Below are 21,709 nucleotides of genomic sequence, written 5' to 3'. Positions count from 1 at the left end.
GCCGCGACGGGTTAGGCTGCGCGTTCATTTCGCCAGCATCCAGACAATGCTCCAACAATTTCTGCAGGATTTCGGCTACCTGGCCCTCTTTCTTGGTACGTTTTTCGAAGGCGAGACGATTCTGGTCCTCGCCGGGTTTCTTGCGTTCCGCGGATACATGGATATCAACCTGGTCGTGGTGGTTGCCTTCTTCGGCAGCTACGCCGGCGACCAGCTCTGGTACTTCCTGGGGCGCAAGCATGGGCGCAAGTTGCTCGCGCGCAAGCCGCGCTGGCAGCTCATGGGCGACCGGGCGCTGGAACACATTCGCAAGCACCCCGACATCTGGGTGCTGAGCTTCCGCTTCGTGTACGGCCTGCGCACGGTCATGCCGGTGGCCATCGGCCTGTCCGGCTACCCGCCACGGCGCTACCTGCTGCTCAATGGCATCGGCGCCGCCGTGTGGGCCACGGTGCTGGCCCTGGCAGCCTACCACTTCGGCGCCATCCTCGAAGGGTTGCTGGGCAACATCAAGAAATACGAACTGTGGGTGCTGGGCGGCCTGCTGGTGCTGGGTGGCCTGCTGTGGCTACGCCGGCGCATCAAGGCGGCACGCGTGGCCCGCAAGCTGGCCGCCCAGGAAGCCGAGTAATCAACGCGCCGCGGCGCCCAGCCTGAGGCCCGCCCCGCGCTGCCAGGCCAGCCCGCCCAGGCTGGCCACGCTGTACACCAGCAAGGCCGGCCAGGCCCAGGCACTGGCCGGCAACAGCCCCCAGGGCGCCGCCAGCGCCACCATCGGCACGTTCAGCCCCAACCGCAGCAGTTCCAGGCGCATGGCCTGCGGGCGCGCCTCCAGCGCCGTCCCCAGCACGAACAACCCCCACCCCATCCACGCGCAGCCCAGCAGCAGCCCCGCCAGCGGCATGCTCGCACCAAAGGCCAGCAGGTAGCTGCCCAGCGCCACATGCACGGCGAACTGCGCCACCACGTACGCCTGCTGGCGCGCCCCCAGTGGCACGTGGAACAGGCTGAACTGGCCCAGGTCGGGCTTGCCCATGGGGTAACGTGCCGCCACATCCGCCGGGCGCCAGCCGGTGGGCATGAACCATAGCCGCAGCTTGTCGCGCCAGCGCCGGGTGCGCCGTGCATCCGCCCACAACTGCGCGTAAAACTGCAGGTTGGCCCACACGGGATTCCAGCTGCGCAGCGGCGTGGTCACGCCGAAAATCACCGGCTCGCGCTCGTCTTCCTCCTGGAAGCTGCCGAACAGACGGTCCCAGACAATGAACACCCCGCCGTAATTGCGATCCATGTAGAGAGGGTTCTGCGCGTGATGCACCCGGTGATTGGACGGCGTGACCAGCACCCACTCCAGCCAACCCAGCTTCGGCACATGGCGGGTGTGCACCCAGAACTGGTACAGCAGGTTCAGCGCCGCCACCGTGGCGAACACCAGCGGCGGCACGCCCAGCAGCGCCAGCGGCAGGTAGAACAGCCAGGCGAAGATAAACCCGGTGCTGGTCTGGCGCAGGGCGGTGCTCAGGTTGTACTCCTCGCTCTGGTGGTGCACCGAATGCGCGGCCCACAGTACGTTGCGCTCATGGCCCAGGCGGTGCAGCCAGTAGTAGCAGAAGTCGTACCCAAAAAACGCCAGCAGCCACACCCAGGCCCGCTCGGCCGGCAGGGCCAGCAACGCCAGGTGCTGCCAGGCGAAGGCGTAGGTCAATAGGCCCAGGCCCTTGGTGACCAGCCCCGTGGTGGTGGACAACACGCCGGTGCTGAGGCTGTTGATGGCATCGGCCAGGCTGTAGCTGCGACGCCCGCGCCAACGGTCGGCCAGCAGTTCCAGGGCAATCAGCAGGAAGAAAAACGGTACGGCGTAGAGGATCAGATCCATGGCGACAACCCGTGGGAAGATCAGCCAAGATTAGGCTTGTGGTAGGTAAAACCCTACGGCGGCCAGTGACAATTCAAGGGACATTAACGCCATGAATTCGGGAGAGAACCCAACATGACCAAGAAAGTTGCCGTGATCCTTTCCGGCTGCGGCGTCTACGACGGCGCGGAAATCCACGAGAGCGTCATCACCCTGCTGCGCCTGAACCAGCGCGGTGCGCAGGTGCAGTGCTTCGCGCCCAACGTGCAGCAGATGCACGTCATCAACCACCTCACCGGCGAGGAAATGCCCGAGACCCGCAACGTGCTGGTGGAGTCGGCGCGCATCGCCCGCGGCGAGGTCAAGGACCTGGCAGAAGCCGACGCCGATGCGTTCGACGCCCTGATCGTGCCGGGTGGCTTCGGCGCCGCCAAGAATCTCTCCACCTTCGCCACCCAGGGCGCCGGCTGCACGGTCAACGCGCAGCTGCTGGAACTGGCCGAAGCCTTCGCCGAAGCCGGCAAGCCGGTGGGGTTGATCTGCATCTCCCCGGCCCTGGCCGCGAAGATCTACGGGCCGGGCGTGACCTGCACCATCGGCACCGACGAGCAGACCGCCAAGGCCATCGACAAGATGGGCGGCACCCATGAGCGCTGCGCAGTCGGCGACATCGTCGAAGACACCGCACGCAAGCTGGTAAGCACGCCGGCCTACATGAGCGCGAAGACCATCGGCGAAGCGGCGGAAGGCATCAACAAACTGGTAGACCGCGTGCTGGAGCTCACCACCGCCTGATCGTAGCCGCTGCCGCCAGGCTGCGCTGGCCCCTGGGTGCACTGAAGAGTTCCAGGGTGGACAAGGGCCAGCGCAGCCTGCGGCAGCGGCTACAGTGGGTTGGCGTTGGCGCGATGTAGGGTTCAAGCACGCGCCAGGCGGGTGAGGATGCGGTCCAGGCTGTTGGCGAACGCCTGTTTGTCCTTGTCGCCGTACCCCGCCTGGCCGCCACCCACCTGCCCCTGCTCGCGCAGGTCGGTGAACAGGTTGCGCACGGCCAGGCGCTCGCCCATGTTGCGCTCGTCGAACTCCTTGCCGCGCGGGTCCAGGCAGGCCACGCCCTTCTTCACCAGGCGGTCGGCCAGCGGCACGTCGCTGCAGATCACCAGTTCGCCGGGCACGGCGTGCTCCACCAGGTAATCGTCCGCCGCATCCGGCCCCGCCGGCACCACCACGAGTTTCACGCAGGCGAACGCCGGCTTGATCAAAGGCACTCCGGCCACCATCAGCACCTCGAACTGGCGCTTGAGGGCAAACTTGATGACCTGGTCCTTGGCCGCCTTGGGACAGGCGTCGGCATCGATCCATACCCGCATGGGCTGGCTGCTCATCTTACACCGGCGCGCGGCGCAGGGTCGCCAGCAGGGTGGCCGCAGCGATGAACAGGCCGGCGAAGGTGCGGTTCACCCGCTGTTGCTGCCGTGGCGTGCGCAGCAGGCGCAGCACCTTGGCGGCAAGGCCGGTGTAGCCGGCCATGACCAGCAGGTCGACGGTGATCATGGTGGCTGCGATGGTCACGTACTGGGCCACCAGCGGAGCATGGGGATTGATGAACTGCGGCAGCACCGCCAGCATGAACACCAGCGCCTTGGGGTTGCTGACGTTCACCAGGAAGCCGCGGAACACCAGGCTCATGGGCTTGCCGATGGGGCGCACGGCCGAGTCGGCGGACATGTCCATAGGCAGCGCGCGCCACTGCTTGATCGCCAGGTAGACGAGGTAAAACACGCCGAACCACTTGATCAGGGTGAACGCGGTAGCGGAGGCGGCCAGCACGGCGCCAAGGCCGGCGGCGATGATGGCGATCTGCAGGATCAGGCCCAGCTGTAGTCCCAGGGCATTCCAATAGCCGCGTACGAAACCGTACTGCAGGCCGCAGGACATGGACGCGATGGCGCCAGCGCCCGGGGAAAGACTGATGATCCAGCAGGCGGCAAAGAATGCCAGCCAGGTTTGCAGCGCCATGACGCACCTCGTAACAAAATCAGTAGACCGGTAAACCTACTGCTTGTGGGGGGAAAACGCCACGAGAATATCGGTTCTGGGGCCGGACGCGGCCTATGGCCGCTGCTACGAATACCCGTAGCAGCGGCCATAGGCCGCGTCCAGGCCCCCTACGACAACGCCTCGAGCTCGGCCTGCATGGTTTCCAGGGTTTCCAGCGCCATCATCCAGGCCTCTTCCAGCTCGGCCTCGCGGGCCTTGAGCTTGGCCTGCTGGGCCAGCTGGTCTCGCAGCTCGTCCTTGCGGGCGGCCTCGTAGATGCCGCTGTCGCCCAGCGCCGCCTCGACTTTCGCCAGCTGCTCGTGGACCTTGCCCAGCTCAGCCTCCAGCTTGTCGGCCTCGCGCTTGTGCGGGGCCAACTGCTGACGCAGGGCTGCTGCGGCCTGGCGCTGGGCCTTCTTGTCGGTCTTGTCCGGGTTGACCGGGGTGCTGCTCACCGGCGCGTTGCGCAGGCGATAGTCGGCCAGCCAGCGGGTGTAGTCGTCCAGGTCGCCGTCGAAGGCCTCGACCTTGCCGTCCGCCACCAGCAGGAAGTCGTCGGTGGTGCTCTTGAGCAGGTGACGGTCGTGGGAGACCACCAGCACCGCGCCACTGAATTCCTGCAGGGCCATGGTCAGCGCCAGGCGCATTTCCAGGTCCAGGTGGTTGGTGGGTTCGTCGAGCAACAGCAGGTTCGGCCGCTCCCAGGCAATCAGCGCCAGGGCCAGGCGGGCCTTTTCGCCACCGGAGAAGTTCAGCACCGGCTCGTCGATGCGCGCGCCACGGAAGTCGAAACCGCCGAGGAAGTCGCGCAGGGTCTGCTCGCGCTCGGTCGGCGCCAGGCGCTGCAGGTGCAGCAGCGGGCTGGCCTTGCTGTCCAGCGAGTCGAGCTGGTGCTGGGCGAAGTAACCCACGGTGAGGTTTTCGCCGCGCACCAGGCGCCCGCCGATGGGCGACAGCTCGCCGGCGAGGTTCTTGATCAGGGTCGACTTGCCGGCGCCGTTGGGGCCCAGCAGGCCGATGCGCGCGCCTGGCGTCAGCTGCAGCTTGACCTTCTCCAGGATGACCTTGTCGCCATAGCCCAGGCGGCCTTCGGACAGGTCCAGCAGCGGGCTGGAGATTTTCTGCGATTCGCGGAAGACGAAGTCGAACGGCGAATCGACGTGGGCCGCGGACAGCTCTTCCATCCGCTCCAGCGCCTTGATCCGGCTCTGGGCCTGGCGGGCCTTGGTGGCCTGGGCCTTGAAGCGGGCGATGTACTTTTCCATGTGCGCGCGCTGGGCCTGCTGCTTCTCGTAGGCTTGCTGCTGCTGGGCCAGGCGTTCGGCGCGGGCGCGCTCGAAGGCCGTGTAGCCGCCACGGTAGAGGGTCAGCTTGCACTGTTCCACGTGGGCCACATGGTCGACCACGGCGTCGAGGAAGTCGCGGTCGTGGGAAATCAGCATCAGGGTGCCGGGGTAGCTCTTGAGCCACTCTTCCAGCCACAGGATGGCGTCGAGGTCCAGGTGGTTGGTGGGCTCGTCGAGCAACAGCAGGTCGGACGGGCACATCAGCGCCTGCGCCAGGTTCAGGCGCATGCGCCAGCCACCGGAGAAGCTGCCGACCGGGCGGTCCATCTGCTCGTTGGTGAAGCCCAGGCCAGCCAGCAGCTTGCGCGCGCGCGCATCGGCGGTGTAGCCGTCGGCGCTGTCCAGCTCGGCGTGCAGGCGGGCCTGCGCTGCGCCGTCATGGGCAGCCTCGGCCGCGGCCAGCTGCTGCTGGACCTCGCGCAGGCGCAAATCCCCGTCGAGCACGTAATCAACGGCTACTCTGTCGAGTGTATCGACCTCCTGGCGCATGTGAGCGATGCGCCAATCCGCCGGCAACTGGCAGTCACCGGAATCGGGCACGAGCTCGCCACGCAGCAGGGCGAACAGGGTGGATTTGCCGGCGCCGTTGGCACCGATCAGGCCGGCTTTCTGACCGGCGTGCAGGGTCAGCTCGGCGTCTTCTAGCAGACGCTGCGGGCCACGCTGTAAAGTAAGGCTTTGAAGTCGAATCATAATGGCGGCGGAGTCTACCAGCTTCGACGACAACTGGCGCGAGAAGGACTATGCACTCTGACCTGTGGAGCTTTTCCCTGGATCTTTACACTCGCCTGGGCATCGAGCAAGCCTGCCTTGAATTGCAGGCCGAAGGTGCCAATGTGTGCCTGCTGCTAGGCGCTGCGTGGCTGGGGCAACTGGGGGTGGCCTGCAACGGCGACCGCCTGGCACGCCTGCGCGACCTGGGCCAGCCCTGGCATGACGAAGTCATACGGCCCTTGCGCCAGCTGCGCCAGAACTGGCGCGAAGCCGCGGCCAGCGACCCGGAGCTTGAAGCGCTGCGCGAACAGGTCAAGGCCCTTGAGCTGGAAGCCGAACGGCAGTTGCTGGAACGTATCGAGCTACTTGCCCAGGATTGGCAGGCAGAAGGCGCCGACGACCTGGCGGCCTGGCTGGACGGCGTGGCGCCGCCCATTGCACGGGAGAAACAACGCGGCGCGCTGCAAAGGCTGCACGCCGCGAGTGTCGCCGGTTAAGAAGCGCTTGGCGCGCTGCTGCTGGCCGGGCTCGATGGCGCAGGCGAAGCGGCAGCCGGGGTTGGCGCGCTGGCCGGTGCTGGCGTAGCGGCCGCTGCCGGCTTGGCTGCAGGCATTGCCGGCTTCTTCGCCGCAGGGCGCGCAGCGGCCTTGGCAGCCGGTTTCGCCGCAGGCTTGGCCGCAGGCTTCGCAGCAGCAGGCTTGGCTGCGGCTGGTTTCGCGGCCGCAGGCTTGGCTGCACTGGCTGGCTTGGCGGCGGCTTTTGCAGCTGCCGGCTTGGCAGCAGCCCGGGCTGGCGCCTTGGCGGCGGCCGGTTTGGCGGCAGCGGTTTTCGCCGCTGGCTTGGCTGCGGCTGGTTTCGCGGCAGCTGGCTTGGCAGCCGGCTTGGCGGCAGCGGCCTTGGTGGCAGCCGGTTTGGCAGCGGCTGGCTTGCTGGCAGCAGCCTTGGCGGCAGTGGCTGGCTTGGCAGCGGTGCGAGCCGGGGCTTTCTTGGCAGCAGCAGCGGCCGCAGGCTTGGCCGAACGTTGGGTCAGCGCCTTGCCGGCTGCTTCATGTACACGGCCGACGCCTTGGGCCAACTTCAAACTTTCTTGCGCATCGCGCTTGAGTTGCACGATGTAATTACGTGTTTCGGCCTGACGATCTTTCAGGGCTTCCAGCAGTTCTTCAAGTTCAGCACCCGCCGCTTTTGCCTTGGCCTGGGCCTTGGCTTTGCCAGCGGTGGCGGCTTCTTGAAGTTTGCTGCGTGACTTGTGCAGTTTTTCCTGAGCCTTGCCACGTTGTTTTTCCAACTTGGCCAGCAGTTTCTCGGCATCAGCCAGGGCCTGGGAACAGGCGCTTTCCAAATGCTCGAGCAGGCTGCTCGATAGCTGTTGGAGCAAATGCAACGGGGTATTGACTGGCTTCTTGTTAGCCGACATGGGTTACCTCCTGGCTGACGTGATTGCGGCTCATACTAGACCTGTGCAAGTGTCACCGCTAGACATTGTTGACAGTGCCAAACGAGCCGCGTTGCATGCCTGGGCAAAGTTGTTGTTAAGGGCAGTTCGAGACAAGTGTAGAAGTTATGGAAAAGTCTGCTGTCATCGACCTGAAATCTCTTCGCTTGGCAACTTGCGAGACTGGCATAATCACCCGCCTCCGAACAGGGAAATTCTCCATGTCGCGTTACCTGCTGCTGTTGCCGTGGCTATTGATTGGCCTGGCCCATGCCGACACCCCCACCAGCCCGCACGACCTGGCCTACAGCCTTGGCGCCAGCCTGGGCGAGCGCCTGCGTGAAGAAGCACCCGGGGTGGACATCCAGGCGCTGCTGCAGGGCCTGCAGCAGTCCTACGAGGGCAAGCCCCTGGCGCTGCCGCCCGAGCGCATCGAGCAGATACTGCGCGAACACGACGAACAGGCCAGCGCCGAACCTGCCCCGTCGCCGGTGGAAAAAGCCTTGATGGCCGAACAGCGCTTCATGGCCGCCGAACGTGCGAAGGCGGGCGTGCATGAGCTGGCAGATGGAGTGTTGATGAGCGAATTGACGCCTGGCAGCGGGCCGCTGCCGCCGGCCGATGGCCGCGTGCAGGTAACTTATACAGGCACCCTGCCCGATGGCACCGTGTTCGACCAGAACCAGCAACCGCAGTGGTTCCGGCTAGACGCGGTGATCGCCGGTTGGCGCACCGCCTTGTCGAAGATGCCGAAAGGGGCGAAATGGCGAGTGGTGATCCCTTCCCAGCAGGCCTATGGCGCCGACGGCGCCGGCGACCTGATTCCACCCTACAGCCCGCTGGTGTTCGAGATCAGCCTGCTCGACGTGGGCGCCTGACGCCCCGCCCAGCAGCGCCGGCGGGAAATCACGCCTGGACGGCGGTGGCTTCGTCCTTGTGCGCGTTGTGCAGCACTTCGATCAGGCAGTCTTCCAGCTCGAAGCGCTCGTGCAGCCTTGAGCCCAGCTCCTTGAGCTTGCCGGTCAAGGTCGTTGCGCAGGAGCAGTCGCCCTTGTCGCAGTGGTCGTTGAAATCCAGCGCGAACTGGGTAATGGCCTCGATGCGCGGGAAAATCGTATCGGCCAGTTCGAGGCCGCGCTCATCGTCGAACGCCTTGGCCTCGGCGATCAGTTGCTCGTAGATCTCGAAGTGCCCGGCGGACACATAGTCCACCAGCACGCCACAGAACTCCTTGAGCTTCTTGCGGTTGCCGGCCAGCGCTTCGGGCGTCTCGCCAAGCTTGTCGAAAGCCTCGACCAGCTTTTGCCGCTCCTGCAGCCAGCGATCGATCAGCTTGTGCACCCCACCCCAGCGTTCCTGAGCATTCTGACAACTTTCCAACATGGTCTTTTCTTCCCTTTTGGGTCATGCCGCCATCGGCCCATTCCAAGACAGCTGGGATGCGGAACCGTTCGGAAAAAAGCAGCAATCAAAGCAGTCTGTTTTTCTATGGTGCGTGCTGGGAGATTATGCCCGTGCGTCTGCCGCTTCAAGTGTCCCTTCGATAAAGTTCATACAAGTGTTTAACCGGCGCACCCGCACGCCACCCCCGAAATCCGGGCACCGGCCCGAGTCAGGACGGCGCACGGGCGCCCAGGCGCAGCGCTTGCAGCCACCCACCCAAGGTCAACAGCAGCAAGCCGCTCAAGGCCAGCAGGCTCCATTCCGGGACGCTCATGTCCAACAGCGTCCAATTGACGCGGGCGCACTCCGGCGTCCCCAGGAGCAGGGTCTTAAGCGCCTCGGGAAACGGCAGCGTCGCCATCAGGTAGTCCAGCCCCGGCTGGCAGGCGACCTTCGGCTGCTCGCCATTGGCCTGCAGCCACAGCTGCCGCAAGGCCGCCGCGACAGCCGCGCTGATCAGCAGCGTATGCGCGACCAGATAACGACGAATACCCCGCAGGCCCGGGCCATGGACACAGGCTGCCAGGCAGGAAAGGGCCAGCAGGGCAATGAAGAAACGCTGCACCAGGCACAACGAACAGGGCACCAGCCCGATCTTCCATTGCAGGTAATAGGCAGCGGCAAGGATGCCCATGGACATCAGGAAACCCAGCAGAAACAAGGAGCGCGATCGAGCCAGTACCATGGCAAATCCAGTTACGCGACAGTTGGAAAACTACGGTAGAGGAAAGCCCGGAATGCTTTCAAGCTGTGTCCTGAAGGACATTTCTCTATTCGTGTAGGGAAAATCCGACTGAAGCGCAGGGACAGGGCAAAGTCGGTCGAGGGAAGCGGCCGGCAACGTGCAAGCCACGTTACCAGGCCGTTTATCACGCCCGTTCAGGCGCGGGCAGGTTCAGGCAAGGGCAACGCCAGCAGACGCTCGTCCAGCAGCCCCAGGCCTTCCTGGAACAGCTGGTTGCTGCGCTCGGTGTCTCCCAGGCGCGCCAGCAAGCGCGCCAGTTCAGCGCAGGCTTCGGGGTTGCGCTGCAGCCGCAGGCTGCTTTCCAGGTAATCGCGCGCCTTGCCCCACAGGCTGTTTTGCAGGCTCAGGCGGCCCAAGGTCAGCAGGAGGCTGGAGTCGTCGGCGTGCTGCTTGAGCCAGCCCTCGGCGGCCTGCAACTGCTTGGCCGGGTCGCTGCCTACCACCAGGCCATACAGCCGGGCCAGGTGGCTGTCGTAACCACGCTTGAGCGTGGCGCGCAGGATGGCCTCGGCGTCGGCCTGGGCGCCTAGCTGACGCAGCTGGTCGGCGTAGGCCAGCACCAGCGCAGGCTCCTGGCGCTGGCCGGCGCTGAGCTGTTCCCAGGCACGCTTGAGCGCCTCGACCGCGGCTTCACCGTCTTCGCGGGTAGAGGTGAGCGTGAGGTTTTCGCCCCAGGCCCGGTGCTCCAGCTCGGTCAGTTCAGCAGCGGTGACCGCCTTGCTCTTGCGCAGCTCGGGCAGCAGGTGGATCACCGAGGTCCAGTCGCCACGCTGCTGGTGCAGGCGCTGCAACTGGCGCAGCACCTGGACGTTGCCGGGGTGGCGCTCGCGCATGGCTTCGAGGGTGTCGCGAGCGCCCTGCATGTCATTGCGGTCCACTTGCAGTTGGGCGTGGGTCAGGGCCACCGCAAGCTCGGCCTGGGGCTGACGCTCCAGGGCGCGCTCAAGCAGGTTGTCGCAGTCTTCGTGGCGGCCCAGCTCGTTGGCCGCGCGCGCAGCGCCCAGGTAATACAGCAAGGGCTGGCGCTCAGCCTCGGCGGCGCGGTGCAGGTTGCGCTGGGCGCTGGCCCAACGCCCCTCGGCCAGGTCCAGTTGGCCCTGCTCGATGGCCACCTGGGTGCGACGCTGGCGGTTGCGGCCAGACCAGGGATTGACTACCCCTGCAGAGGTCAGCACCAGGCTGAGCAACACCCACAGCACGAACACCGCCAGCACCAGCACCACCAGCGCCGCCAGGGTGGACCACAGTCCCGACTCATAACGGAACACGTGGGGGTAGTCGATCAGCACGTAGCCTGGGTGCTTGGCGATGCCCAGCCCCAGGCCGACGGCCACGGCAATGGCGATGAAGACCAGGACATAGGCACGCTTCATGGGCGTGCCCCCGCTTGCGGCTGGGTCATCAGTGCCTCGGCAGGCATGTGCCGATGCTCCAGGTAGTTCTGCACCGCCTCGAGGCTGGCGTTGAGGTCCGGCGTGACCACCGACACCGGCTGCCCCTTGAGGGCATCCAGGCGGGCCAGCATCGAACGGCTCTCGGTGTTGTCCTGGTTGAAGCTGGCCAGCAGGATGCTGCGGGCCTCATCCAGCGCCTGCCCATAGACCTTCGGCTCGCCATTGAGCGCGGCCCACTGGGCCTGTTCCAGCGCCAGGCTCAACGCCAGGCGCACCTGGTTCAGGCTCTGCCCGGCCAGCAGCGGACGAATGTTCTCGTCGGGGCGGAAGTCAACGCGGAAATAGCTGGAAATCTTGTGCCACCAGCGCTCCCAGCGGTCATCGTCGCCGGCCAGGGTGGCACGCTCGGCGTCACCCTGGGCCTGGAACTCCGGCGCCAGGGCCGAGAGGCCCACGGTCTGGTCGCGCAGGGCGCCCAATTGCAGGAACAGGCCGGTGCGGTCCGGCTGGTCGACGCTGGCCAGCGACGCCAGGGACTTGGCCAGCTGTTCACGGGCGGCGAAGGCCGAGGGGTCATCCTGTTCGCGCAAGATCTCGTCCGCGCCCTGGACCAGCGCCTTGGCGCTGGCGATGTCCTGCAACGCCGACAGGCGCAGGCTGGCCAGGCGCAACAGGTGCTCGGCCTCGGCCAGGCGCCAATCCTTGCGGCTGGCACCCAGCACCGTTTCCAGGCGCTGGCTGAGGCGCTGCTGGTCGCCCTGCAACTGCGCCACCAGGCGGCGGCGGTCTTCCAATTCATCGGCGCTAGGCAGTTGCCCCAGGCGCGTGGTGAGCGCCTGCTCACCCTGGCTCAACGCCTGGGCCTGGCTGTCGAGCGCCTGCAGTTGCCCGGACTGGGCCTGGTGGCCCGCCTGCAACTGGCGCAACTGCCAGACGCTCCAGCCACCGACCGCGACGCCGGCAGCGCCCAGCAGCAAGGCCACGACCGCGATACCGGCGGCGCCACGGCCAGACTTCTTCACCACAGGGGGGACAGCCGCCTGGGGCGTCGACTGCAGATCATCTTGGGGCAAGACTGTTTCGCTCACGTATCCATCCTTTGCATAGGGCAGGTTTCACCCGGGTAGGCGGTGTTCTTGCAGGGCCGCCAGCAAGGCCGCGGCGCTGGCGCCACGGCAATCCACTACATGGCGAGCGCCGGCGGCCTGGGCCAGGGCGGCGACTCGCGGGCTGGGCACGAACAGCGGTAACCCGGCCAATTGTGGCCAGTGCTCACCGGCCAGTTGCTGCAAATGCTCGAAACCCTGCCCACTGCTGACCACCAGCGCGTTCAGGCGTTCCGCCGTTACCCGCTGGTACAGCGCCTGCGCCGGGTAATCGGGCAGGCTGCGACGGTAGAGTTGCAGATAATCGACAGTAGCACCCTGCTCGCGCAAGTGCTCGGCCAACAATTCGCGGCCGCCCTCGCCGCGCAGGATCAGCACCCGCGGGTAAGGCTGCTGCAGCGCCTGGGCCAACTCCGGCAGGGCCAGCAACGCTTCGCTGTCGTCGCCCTGGGGCGGCACGTGCACGCGCAGGCCGTAGTCCTCGAGGATGGCCGCGGTGGCCGCGCCCACGCTGAACCAGCTTTGCAGCGGCGGCTGCGGCCAGTACTGGTCAATCAGGTCCAGGCCCAGCCGTGCGGCCGGCTTGCTGACGGCGATCACCGCGCAGTACTGCGCCAGGTTCAACACCTGGGTGACCATTTGCGGCGTGACCGGCAGGGGCTCGATATCGAGCAGGGGCATGCTGGCGCTGTAGATGCCGGCGGCGTCCAGCGCTTGCGCCACCGCGGCCGATTCCTCGGCAGGGCGCGTCAGCAGCAGGCGCCAGCCCGTCACGGGTGGCCGTCCTCGCCATAGACGGCCTTGAGGATCTGGTCGGCGCCCTGGTGCAGCAGCGCTTCGGCGACCTCGATGCCCAGGCGCTCGGCGTCGTCCCGCGGGGCGCGAGCCTGGGCGCTGAGCAGGCGGCCGCCATCGGGCTCGCCCACCAGGCCACGCAGCCATAGCTGCTCGCCTTCCAGCACGGCGTAGCAGGCGATAGGCACCTGGCAGCCACCGTTGAGGTGCTTGTTCAGGGCACGCTCGGCAGTGACCCGGGCGGCAGTATCGCTGTGATGCAGCGGCGCCAGCAGCGCGTGGATTTCGCTGTCGGCGGTGCGGCATTCGATGCCCACGGCGCCCTGGCCGCCGGCTGGCAGGCTGTCTTCGATGCTGATGCTGTCGGTGATGCGCTCCTCGAAGCCCAGGCGGATCAGGCCGGCGGCGGCCAGGATGATGGCGTCGTACTCACCGGCGTCGAGCTTGGCCAGGCGGGTATTGACGTTGCCGCGCAGGAAGCGGATCTGCAGGTCGGGGCGGCGCGCCAGCAGCTGGGTCTGGCGACGCAGGCTGGAGGTGCCGACCACGCTGCCGGCAGGCAGGGCTTCGAGGCTTGGGAAGGTGTTGGAAACGAAGGCGTCGCGCGGGTCTTCGCGCTCGCAGATGCAGTACAGGCCCAGGCCTTCGGGGAAGTCCATGGGCACGTCCTTCATGGAGTGCACGGCAATGTCGGCTTCGTTGTCGAGCAGGGCGTTTTCCAGCTCCTTGACGAACAGGCCCTTGCCGCCGATTTTCGACAGGGGCGAATCAAGCAACTTGTCGCCGCGGCTGACCATCGGCACCAGGGTCACCACCAGGCCGGGGTGAGCCTGTTCCAGGCGGGCCTTGACGTATTCGGCCTGCCACAGGGCCAGGGCGCTTTTACGGGTGGCGATGCGGATCTCGCGAGTAGGCATGAATCAATCCGTGCTGGGTAGATGGGCCGATCATACCAGCATCGCGGGAGCAGCATGGCGGCCGGAGCGGGTTCGCCCGCTCCGGACGGCCTACAACTGTTGCATCATTTTGCGCACACCGGCCACGTGGCGGCGGCTGACGATCAGCGCATCGCCATTGAGGCCCTTGAGGAACAACTGGAAATGCCCCAAGGGCGTGCGTTGCAGGCGTTCGATGCGGTCGCGGGCGACCAGCGCGTTGCGGTGGATACGCACGAAGCGGTCGCCGAACTCGTCCTCCAGTGCCTTGAGGGGCTCGTCGAGCAGCACCTCGCCGCCTTCATGGCGCAGGGTCACGTACTTGTGGTCGGCAATGAAATAGATGACCTGGTCCAGCGGAATCAGCTCGATACCCTTGCGCGTGCGTGCGCTGATATGGGTGCGCGGGCCGCTGCCGCTTTCGGCGGCGGGACGGGTCAGCGCGGAGAGCTGCGCACGGTTGGGGCGTTCGGCTTTTTTCAGCGCTTCGAGCAGGTGCTCGGGGCGCACCGGTTTCACCAGGTAGCCCAGGGCGCTGGTCTGGAAGGCGTCCAGGGCAAATTCATCATGGGCGGTACAGAACACAACCGCCGGCGGCGCCTCGCGCTCGCACAGCTTGGCTGCAACCTGCAGTCCATCAAGGCCGGGCATGCGGATGTCGAGCAACACCACGTCGGGCTTGAGGCTGTCGATAAGGGCCAGGGCCTCCTCGCCATTGGTGGCGCTGGGCTCTAGCACACTGTAACCCTCGAGATCGCTGACCAATCGGGTCAGGCGCTCGCGGGCCAGGGGTTCGTCATCAACGATCAGGACATTCATATAGCACTGGATTCCTGCGTGAGTCTCGCACAAGGATAGCGTAGACAGGTGAAGTGACGACCGTCACGGCGATCCACGCTCAGACTCGCGCGCGGGCCAAAAAGTGCCGCAAGTCGAGCACCAATATTTGTCAGTGCCTGGTGAGTACCGCCCGAAGCCCGCGGCGGGGCGGCTTCGTCGTAGGGATTGCTTACACACAATATGAACTCTCCCCCTTTATAGTCGGCTTCCACCCGGATCACACCCCCTTCTATGCGTGGGGCCACTCCGTGGATCAGGGCGTTCTCCAACAACGGTTGTAAGGTTAGCTGCGGGATCGGCAGGTCATCGGGAATTGTGTCGACCCTCCAGTCCAACTGTAGACGCTCGCCAAGACGATATTGCTCAATCCGTAAATATCGTTTCGACAGGGCCAGCTCCTCGCGCCAGCTCACCAGGTTGCCGGCCTTGCCGAGGCTGGCGCGGAACAGGTCGGAGAGGTCGAGCACCGCCTGCTCGGCGCGCACCGCGTCCACCGGCACCAGGCTGGCGATACTGTTAAGCGTGTTGAACAGGAAGTGCGGCTTGATGCGCGCCTGCAAGGCTTCCAGCCGTGCCTGGAGCTCGGCCCGTTGCTGGATGCGCCATTGGCTCTGCAGGTAAAAATAGCGCAACAACAGCGCCGACATGATCAGCGCAATCAGCCCGTGCCGCAGGTAACGGTTGAATATGCCGAAGGAAAGATCCGAAGCAGGCGTAGCCGGCACCAAATGCAGGTAATCGGTCAACCCGGTGGCCAGCAGGGTCAACGCCACCACCATGGCACAGCAGGCGCCGCCGGCAGCGCCGGGGTGCAGGCGCGCCAGCCAGGGGCGCAGGCCACACAGCAGCGCCGCCGACAACAGCACCAGCCACTGCACGAACAGCGACGTCAGGGCCAGCCGCGACCAGTCGAAGCCCGGCGCACCGGGATCGGCCAGCACCAGTACCAGCACCAGCAGTTCGGCCAGCATCACCAGCACCAGCAATGCCTGCGCCTCGCACAGCACCGGGAGGAAGAACTCCTGTTGCGCACGCTGGCGGCGTGCGGCCTTGCGTCCATCTGTAGGCATTATGTGCATTCCACTGGGCACTCAATCCCCGAGCGGATTGAAGCCCTGTTATTATTGCAGCCAATTTCCCGTTCACGCCTTCAACGAGCGAATTCATGAGTACTGACAAGACCAACCAGTCCTGGGGCGGCCGCTTCAGTGAGCCCGTCGACGCCTTTGTCGCCCGCTTCACCGCATCCGTCAACTTCGACCAGCGCCTCTACCGTCACGACATCATGGGCTCGATCGCCCACGCGACCATGCTGGCCAAGGTCGGCGTGCTCACCGAGGCCGAGCGCGACACCATTGTCGATGGCCTGAAGACCATCCAGGGCGAAATCGAGGCCGGCACTTTCGAGTGGCGTGTGGACCTGGAAGACGTGCACATGAACATCGAGGCACGCCTGACCGACCGCATCGGCATCACCGGCAAAAAGCTGCACACCGGCCGCAGCCGCAACGACCAGGTGGCCACCGACATCCGCCTGTGGCTGCGCGACGAGATCGACCTGATCCTGGGCGAGATCACCCGCCTGCAAAAAGGCCTGCTGGAGCAGGCCGAGCGCGAAGCCGAGACCATCATGCCCGGCTTCACCCACCTGCAGACTGCACAGCCGGTTACCTTCGGCCACCACCTGCTGGCCTGGTTCGAAATGCTCAGCCGCGACTACGAGCGCCTGGTGGACTGCCGCAAGCGCGCCAACCGCATGCCCCTGGGCAGCGCCGCGCTGGCCGGCACCACCTACCCGATCGACCGCGAACTGACCTGCCAGCTGCTGGGCTTCGAAGCCGTGGGCGGCAACTCGCTGGACGGCGTGTCGGACCGTGACTTCGCCATCGAATTCTGCGCCGCCGCCAGCATCGCCATGATGCACCTGTCGCGCTTCTCCGAAGAGCTGGTGCTGTGGACCAGCGCCCAGTTCCAGTTCATCGACCTGCCCGACCGCTTCTGCACCGGCAGCTCGATCATGCCGCAAAAGAAAAACCCCGACGTGCCCGAGCTGGTGCGTGGCAAGAGCGGCCGCGTGTTCGGCGCGCTGATGGGCCTGCTGACCCTGATGAAAGGCCAGCCACTGGCCTACAACAAGGACAACCAGGAAGACAAGGAACCGCTGTTCGACGCCGCCGACACCCTGCGCGACTCGCTGCGTGCCTTTGCCGACATGATCCCGGCCATCAAGCCCAAGCACGCCATCATGCGCGAAGCGGCCCTGCGCGGTTTCTCCACCGCCACCGACCTGGCCGACTACCTGGTACGCCGCGGCCTGCCGTTCCGTGACTGCCACGAAATCGTCGGCCACGCCGTGAAATACGGCGTGGACAGCGGCAAGGACCTGGCCGAGATGAGCCTGGAAGAACTGCGCCGCTTCAGCGACCAGATCGACCAGGACGTGTTCGAGGTGCTGACCCTGGAAGGCTCGGTCAACGCCCGCGACCACATCGGCGGCACCGCACCGGCCCAAGTACGCGCCGCCGTGATCCGCGGCCAGGCCCTGCTGGCCCAGCGCTGATCGCCTGTAGCCGCTGCCGCTAGCCTGCGGCAGCGGTTACCGGGTTGAGTTGCGCCAGGAACCGCAGTTGGTCATTGGCCCTGCGGCTGGCGACCTCCACCACGTTGGGGTTGAGCGCCAACAGCGCCAGCAGCGCTTGCGCACCCGGCAGGCCCTCCAAGAAATCGATGTCGAAAAGCTTCAACCCTACCTCCCTGGCCAGGTCCACGCTGTACAGGAAGTAGATATCGGCAACCGTGGGCTCGCCCCCCGCGACGTACGGGGTAAATGATGCTCCTTCAGCCAACGCGGCAAACCCCTTGACCAGGTCTCGCCTGGCCTTCTCCTTCAAGGCCGGTGGCGTTGCGCGCCCGCCGAAGAACACCTCCGGGTAACAGAGCCGCGCGGGCAGTTCGATGTACAGCTCTATTTCCTTGGCCAACGCCTTCACCCGCGCCCTGTCGAACGGGTCGCGAGGCAATAATTGCCGTTGCGGGTACACCTCCTCCAGATAACCGAGGATCACGTCCGTTTCAGTCAAATATCCGTCCGGGGTGCCCAGCACCGGGATTTTTCCACGACGGCTCACCGCCATGACCCCGGGGCTCTGGCAGCCGTGTAGCAACACCTCTTCGAACGGCAGGCGTTTCTCCAGCAATGCCAATTGCACCATGTTGAAATAGTTACTGGATGCAAACCCATACAACTTGAGCATCACCTGACCTCCATGGCCTTGAACGAGAGCGGCCAAACTAGGCAGCCGCCGATGGGCGATGGGCCATTCTGTATTTCAAGACGCGTCAGCTGATGCAAAGCCGACCAATACCGTTAAACTGGCGGCCTACCGTGAGGAACCTGCAATGACCGACGCCACCCAACGCGACGACGAAGACGAACAATTCGCCGAAGACACCCTGATCCAGGCCATCGAGAACCAGATCGAGAGCGACAACCCGCCTGCAGCCAAGGCCACGTTCAACAAGCTGACGCTGGTCGGCTACGAGCGCGACGATATCCTCGAAATGATGGCCCACGTGCTTGCCGTCGAAATCGACAAGATCCTGGAAGAAGACCGCGCGTTCGACACCGAATGGTACGAAAAGGCCCTGCGCGCCCTGCCCGAGCTGCCACCCGAGGCGCAGCCCGAGCAGGACTGAGTTTCCCGGCAGAATCGCTGCGGCCTTACTACACTGGAAATGCCCCGCTGCCCTCCATGCAAACCGGGGCCTCCACGGCCTGCCCCCGCTGGGGCTGGCCGTCTATTCCTAGAAAAGTCCGGAGTACCTATGTCGTATACCCCTGAGCTGGTCGCCGAACTGGAAATCCTCGCGCTGTTCAATCTGGACAACACCCAGGAAGGCCTCAAGATCCACCATACCGCCACCCCACAGGCCATCGCGGCGGCCAAGCGGCTGCACGACAAGGAACTGATCACCCAGGTCGACGGCGGCTACCTGACCAGCGGCGGGCTACAGGCTGCGCAGCACGCCCAGGCGCTGCTGACCGTGCTGGGTGTCGGCGAACCCGCCTGACGCCACTGCTCGCGCCGGCGCCAGATGGGGTGCCGGCGCTACCGTTATTTTTGCCGATCTGGCTCAAACTCTTCTCAAGGCTGCCGATAACCGGCTGAAGGCGGGTGTTCCGCCCTGCCCACGTCACGTCGCCCAGCAGTCGATTCGAGCCACAGATGCCGCGCACCCATGAAATCCGCCCCGATCTGGACGAGGGAATCGATCGCAAGGTTCTCGCGACCCTGCGCGCACGCTTCCTGACGCTGAACCAGGGCCGGCTGGGCCGCGCCATGGAAGGGCTGTCGACCCGCCAGCAACAGGTGCTGACGCTGTTGCCGCTGTTCTTCCACGTCAACCACCCGTTGCTGCCCGGTTATGTCTCGGGCAATACCCCGGCCGGCCTGTCGAACTACGAGCCCGAGCCCGAGGTGCTGGCCGAAGCCCAGCGCCTGACGCGCTCGTTCTCCTACAAGGCGCGCCATGGCAACCCGCCACGCCCGCTGCACGGGCTGTTCCTGATGGGTAGCCTGGGCACCCTGGCCCAGGCCGAACAGAGCGACATGGACTTCTGGGTGTGCCACGACACCGAACTGGGCGCTGAAGCAATCGCCGAACTGCGCAAGAAATGCCAGCTGCTGGAAGCCTGGGCCGCGACCCAGGGCGCCGAGGCGCACTTTTTCCTGATCGACCCGCCGCGCTTCGTGCGTGGCGAGCGCGACACCGAACTCAGCTCCGAAGACTGCGGCACCAGCCAGCACTACCTGCTGCTGGATGAGTTCTACCGCACCGCCATCTGGCTGGCCGGCCGCACGCCGCTATGGTGGCTGGTGCCGGTGTACGAAGAGACGCGCTACGCCCAGTACACCGAGACCCTGCTGGGCAAGCGTTTCATCCGCGCCGAGGACGTGCTGGACCTGGGCCACCTGGCGCACATTCCCGCCGGCGAGTTCATCGGCGCCGGCCTGTGGCAACTGTTCAAGGGCATCGACTCGCCCTACAAGTCAGTGCTCAAGCTGCTGCTGACCGAGGCCTACGCCAGCGAACATCCACAGGTGCGCTGCCTCAGCCTGCGCCTCAAGCAGGCGGTGTACGCGAACCAGGTCGACATCGACGAACTGGACCCCTACATGGTGGTGTACCGGCGCATCGAGGAATACCTGCTGGCACGCGGCGACATCGACCGCCTGGAACTGGTGCGCCGCAGCCTGTACCTGAAGGTCAACAAGAAGCTGACCGCCGGCTCCCGGCAACGCCCGCCCAGCTGGCAGCGGCAGGTGATGCAGCGCCTGGCGGCGGAATGGGGCTGGGACAACCGCCACCTGGCGTTGCTGGACAGCCGCAGCCAGTGGAAGGTGCGCCAGGTGACCAGCGAACGCCGGGCGCTGGTCAATGAACTCAACTACAGCTACCGCTTCCTCACCCAGTTCGCCCGCGACCAGCAGGCGGTGAACCGCATCAACAGCCGTGACCTGAGCATTCTCGGGCGGCGCCTGTACGCCGCGTTCGAGCGCAAGGCCGGCAAGGTCGAGTTCATCAACCCCGGCATCGCCCCGGACCTGGCCGAGGACACCCTGACCCTGGTGCAGTCGCCTAACCGCAAGGAACCGGGGCAAGTACTGTGGGGCCTGTACAACGGCAACCTGGGCGCCTATGAGTGGGAACACTTCGCGCCCTTCAAGCGCAGCCGCCACCTGCTGGAAATGCTGGTGTGGTGCCACCGCAACGGCGTGATCGACAGCAGCACGCGCCTGGCCTTGCACCCTGGCGAAAGCGACCTGACCGAATTCGAGCTGTTCAACCTGATTGCCAGCCTGCAACAGAGCATCCCCCTGCCCCTGGGCACGGTGGCCGATGAGCAGCTGCTACGGCCCACAGTGCCGGTTGAAGTGCTGTTGCTGGTGAACGTGGGCATCGACCCGCTCAAGCACCACCGCGACCTGAACATCCTGATGACCACCGAACGCACCGACTCGCTGAGCTACGCGGGGGTGCGGGAGAACCTGGTGCTGACCCTGGACCAGGTCGTGCTCAACAGCTGGAACGAGGTGCTGGTCAACCGTTTCGACGGCCCGACGGCCTTGATGGATTGCCTGCGCGACTACCTCAACCACCTGCCCGCCGGCAACGCGCCACGGGTGCGGGTGCGCTGCTTCTGCCACAACCGCGCCCAGGCCATCGCCCAGCGCGTGGAAGCCCTGCTGGCCACCGCCCAGCAACTGCTGCGCAGCGGCCAGCACTACCGCTACCTGATCCAGGTGCAGCAGCAGTATCACGTGCTGGAACTGGTACCGGGCAACGTGCGCCACATGGCGCTGCCTACGGTGGCGGCACTGGTGCAATACCTGGGCGAGGACCTGCCGGGCTACAGCCCGCTGCACCTGGACGGCAACGCCCTGGAAGAGCACGACCTGGCCGTGGTACTGCCGCTGGGGCAACCCGAATGCGTGCAGCTGTTCTACCGCCTGCAGGACAGCTGGGCCGACGTCTACGTGCTGGATGAGTTGAACGCGCTATGGCACCAGCGCCTGCCGCTGCACGACGAAGCCAGCCTGTTGGTGCCGATGCAGCGCTTCCTGCAGTCGGTGCTGCGCCGCCGCAACGCGCTGCAGGCAGTGGATGGCCATGACCAGCAGGTGCTGTATTACCAGTTGCTGCCCACTGGCAGCGGTCGCGCCCGCAGCGCCGAGGCTCGGCCGGGGCCGCCGACGGCCACCAGCAAGCGTTACTACGATGTGCAGGCGATTATCGAACGCTCGCCACCCGGCCAGGTGCACGTGACCCTGTACTGCAATCAACGCGAGTTCTCCGAGCTGGAGCATGGCGAGCAGTTGTTCAGCGTGGTGGCCCGGCAGATCCTGAAGCAGCGCACCGAGCCCATGGCCTACCGCTGCTACCTCACCGACCTGGACCTGTCGGGCCTGCTGGGCGACACGCCGGGCGCCACCCACCTGTACCTGCGCTACAAGGCCGACCTTGAGCGCTCACTGAACAACGCCTTGAGCCAGATGTAG

At 65.7% G+C, this 21,709-nt stretch carries 22 protein-coding genes; 8 read left to right on the top strand and 14 right to left on the bottom strand.

What is annotated here, in order from left to right; all coding sequences use genetic code 11:
- The first annotated feature begins 46 nt into the window (after positions 1–46).
- Positions 47–631: a DedA family protein gene (locus tag RAM80_RS18410; RefSeq protein ID WP_416421894.1), complete on the top strand. Its 585-nt coding sequence runs from the start codon at positions 47–49 to the stop codon at positions 629–631.
- On the opposite strand, the gene RAM80_RS18405 is transcribed toward RAM80_RS18410, so the two are convergent.
- Complete coding sequence (locus tag RAM80_RS18405) at positions 632–1,876, bottom strand: sterol desaturase family protein (RefSeq protein ID WP_416421893.1); 1,245 nt, start codon at positions 1,874–1,876, stop codon at positions 632–634.
- 114 nt (positions 1,877–1,990) lie between these two features.
- Here RAM80_RS18405 and elbB point away from each other — a divergent pair, with 114 nt between their 5' ends.
- Positions 1,991–2,650, top strand: coding sequence for an isoprenoid biosynthesis glyoxalase ElbB (gene elbB / locus RAM80_RS18400; protein WP_416421892.1), 660 nt, complete (start codon positions 1,991–1,993; stop codon positions 2,648–2,650).
- A 122-nt stretch (positions 2,651–2,772) separates the two neighbouring features.
- On the opposite strand, the gene RAM80_RS18395 is transcribed toward elbB, so the two are convergent.
- From RAM80_RS18395 to RAM80_RS18385, 3 genes are all read right to left on the bottom strand, one after another.
- Positions 2,773–3,225, bottom strand: a complete 453-nt coding sequence (locus RAM80_RS18395; RefSeq protein ID WP_416427517.1) for a YaiI/YqxD family protein — start codon at positions 3,223–3,225, stop codon at positions 2,773–2,775.
- A gap of 16 nt (positions 3,226–3,241) precedes the next feature.
- Positions 3,242–3,874: a LysE family transporter gene (locus tag RAM80_RS18390; protein WP_416421891.1), complete on the bottom strand. Its 633-nt coding sequence runs from the start codon at positions 3,872–3,874 to the stop codon at positions 3,242–3,244.
- A gap of 149 nt (positions 3,875–4,023) precedes the next feature.
- Positions 4,024–5,934 (bottom strand): ATP-binding cassette domain-containing protein, encoded by a 1,911-nt coding sequence (locus RAM80_RS18385; protein ID WP_416421890.1) that lies wholly within the window; start codon positions 5,932–5,934, stop codon positions 4,024–4,026.
- Positions 5,935–5,984: 50 nt separating this feature from the next.
- On the opposite strand from RAM80_RS18385, the gene RAM80_RS18380 reads away from it, so the two are divergent.
- Complete coding sequence (locus RAM80_RS18380; protein ID WP_416421889.1) at positions 5,985–6,452, top strand: TIGR02444 family protein; 468 nt, start codon at positions 5,985–5,987, stop codon at positions 6,450–6,452.
- Here RAM80_RS18380 and RAM80_RS18375 read toward each other — a convergent pair.
- Positions 6,449–7,372 (bottom strand): AlgP family protein, encoded by a 924-nt coding sequence (locus RAM80_RS18375; protein WP_416421888.1) that lies wholly within the window; start codon positions 7,370–7,372, stop codon positions 6,449–6,451. The two genes, RAM80_RS18380 and RAM80_RS18375, sit on opposite strands and share 4 nt — an antisense overlap.
- Before the next feature lie 239 nt (positions 7,373–7,611).
- On the opposite strand from RAM80_RS18375, the gene RAM80_RS18370 reads away from it, so the two are divergent.
- Positions 7,612–8,268 carry an FKBP-type peptidyl-prolyl cis-trans isomerase gene (locus RAM80_RS18370; RefSeq protein ID WP_416421887.1) on the top strand — a complete coding sequence of 219 codons (657 nt, stop codon included), beginning with the start codon at positions 7,612–7,614 and terminating at the stop codon, positions 8,266–8,268.
- A gap of 28 nt (positions 8,269–8,296) precedes the next feature.
- Here RAM80_RS18370 and rsd read toward each other — a convergent pair whose 3' ends face one another.
- The 8 genes from rsd to RAM80_RS18330 all read right to left on the bottom strand — a co-directional run bounded on the left by rsd (position 8,297) and on the right by RAM80_RS18330 (position 15,718).
- Positions 8,297–8,773, bottom strand: a complete 477-nt coding sequence (gene rsd / locus RAM80_RS18365) for a sigma D regulator (protein ID WP_416421886.1) — start codon at positions 8,771–8,773, stop codon at positions 8,297–8,299.
- Between the two features lie 229 nt (positions 8,774–9,002).
- On the bottom strand, positions 9,003–9,518 hold the full coding sequence (locus tag RAM80_RS18360) for a disulfide bond formation protein B (protein WP_416421885.1): 516 nt from the start codon (positions 9,516–9,518) through the stop codon (positions 9,003–9,005).
- A 194-nt stretch (positions 9,519–9,712) separates the two neighbouring features.
- Positions 9,713–10,951, bottom strand: coding sequence for a heme biosynthesis HemY N-terminal domain-containing protein (locus RAM80_RS18355; protein WP_416421884.1), 1,239 nt, complete (start codon positions 10,949–10,951; stop codon positions 9,713–9,715).
- A complete protein-coding gene (locus tag RAM80_RS18350) occupies positions 10,948–12,060 on the bottom strand; it encodes a uroporphyrinogen-III C-methyltransferase (protein WP_416421883.1) in 1,113 nt (370 codons plus the stop codon). Before RAM80_RS18350 ends, RAM80_RS18355 begins: the two co-directional genes overlap by 4 nt.
- A gap of 27 nt (positions 12,061–12,087) precedes the next feature.
- On the bottom strand, positions 12,088–12,852 hold the full coding sequence (locus RAM80_RS18345; RefSeq protein WP_416421882.1) for a uroporphyrinogen-III synthase: 765 nt from the start codon (positions 12,850–12,852) through the stop codon (positions 12,088–12,090).
- Complete coding sequence (hemC, locus tag RAM80_RS18340; protein WP_416421881.1) at positions 12,849–13,790, bottom strand: hydroxymethylbilane synthase; 942 nt, start codon at positions 13,788–13,790, stop codon at positions 12,849–12,851. The genes RAM80_RS18345 and hemC overlap by 4 nt, the downstream gene beginning before the upstream one ends.
- 90 nt (positions 13,791–13,880) lie before the next feature.
- Positions 13,881–14,627, bottom strand: a complete 747-nt coding sequence (locus tag RAM80_RS18335; protein WP_416421880.1) for a LytR/AlgR family response regulator transcription factor — start codon at positions 14,625–14,627, stop codon at positions 13,881–13,883.
- Positions 14,624–15,718, bottom strand: coding sequence for a sensor histidine kinase (locus RAM80_RS18330; protein ID WP_416421879.1), 1,095 nt, complete (start codon positions 15,716–15,718; stop codon positions 14,624–14,626). The genes RAM80_RS18335 and RAM80_RS18330 overlap by 4 nt, the downstream gene beginning before the upstream one ends.
- A gap of 95 nt (positions 15,719–15,813) precedes the next feature.
- On the opposite strand from RAM80_RS18330, the gene argH reads away from it, so the two are divergent.
- Positions 15,814–17,208: an argininosuccinate lyase gene (gene argH, locus RAM80_RS18325; RefSeq protein ID WP_416421878.1), complete on the top strand. Its 1,395-nt coding sequence runs from the start codon at positions 15,814–15,816 to the stop codon at positions 17,206–17,208.
- A gap of 19 nt (positions 17,209–17,227) precedes the next feature.
- Here the strand turns inward: argH and RAM80_RS18320 are convergent, their stop codons facing one another.
- On the bottom strand, positions 17,228–17,902 hold the full coding sequence (locus tag RAM80_RS18320) for a glutathione S-transferase family protein (RefSeq protein WP_416427516.1): 675 nt from the start codon (positions 17,900–17,902) through the stop codon (positions 17,228–17,230).
- Between the two features lie 145 nt (positions 17,903–18,047).
- Here RAM80_RS18320 and RAM80_RS18315 point away from each other — a divergent pair, with 145 nt between their 5' ends.
- From RAM80_RS18315 to RAM80_RS18305, 3 genes are all read left to right on the top strand, one after another.
- On the top strand, positions 18,048–18,344 hold the full coding sequence (locus RAM80_RS18315) for a hypothetical protein (protein ID WP_416421877.1): 297 nt from the start codon (positions 18,048–18,050) through the stop codon (positions 18,342–18,344).
- 129 nt (positions 18,345–18,473) lie between these two features.
- Positions 18,474–18,719 (top strand): TIGR02647 family protein, encoded by a 246-nt coding sequence (locus RAM80_RS18310; RefSeq protein WP_416421876.1) that lies wholly within the window; start codon positions 18,474–18,476, stop codon positions 18,717–18,719.
- 155 nt (positions 18,720–18,874) lie between these two features.
- Positions 18,875–21,709 carry a class I adenylate cyclase gene (locus RAM80_RS18305; RefSeq protein ID WP_416421875.1) on the top strand — a complete coding sequence of 945 codons (2,835 nt, stop codon included), beginning with the start codon at positions 18,875–18,877 and terminating at the stop codon, positions 21,707–21,709.

Source organism: Pseudomonas sp. App30 (genome assembly GCF_047947025.1).
Taxonomy (GTDB): domain Bacteria; phylum Pseudomonadota; class Gammaproteobacteria; order Pseudomonadales; family Pseudomonadaceae; genus Aquipseudomonas.
Note: the sequence above shows the minus strand (reverse complement) of the source record. Positions and strands in the feature narration are given on the sequence as shown.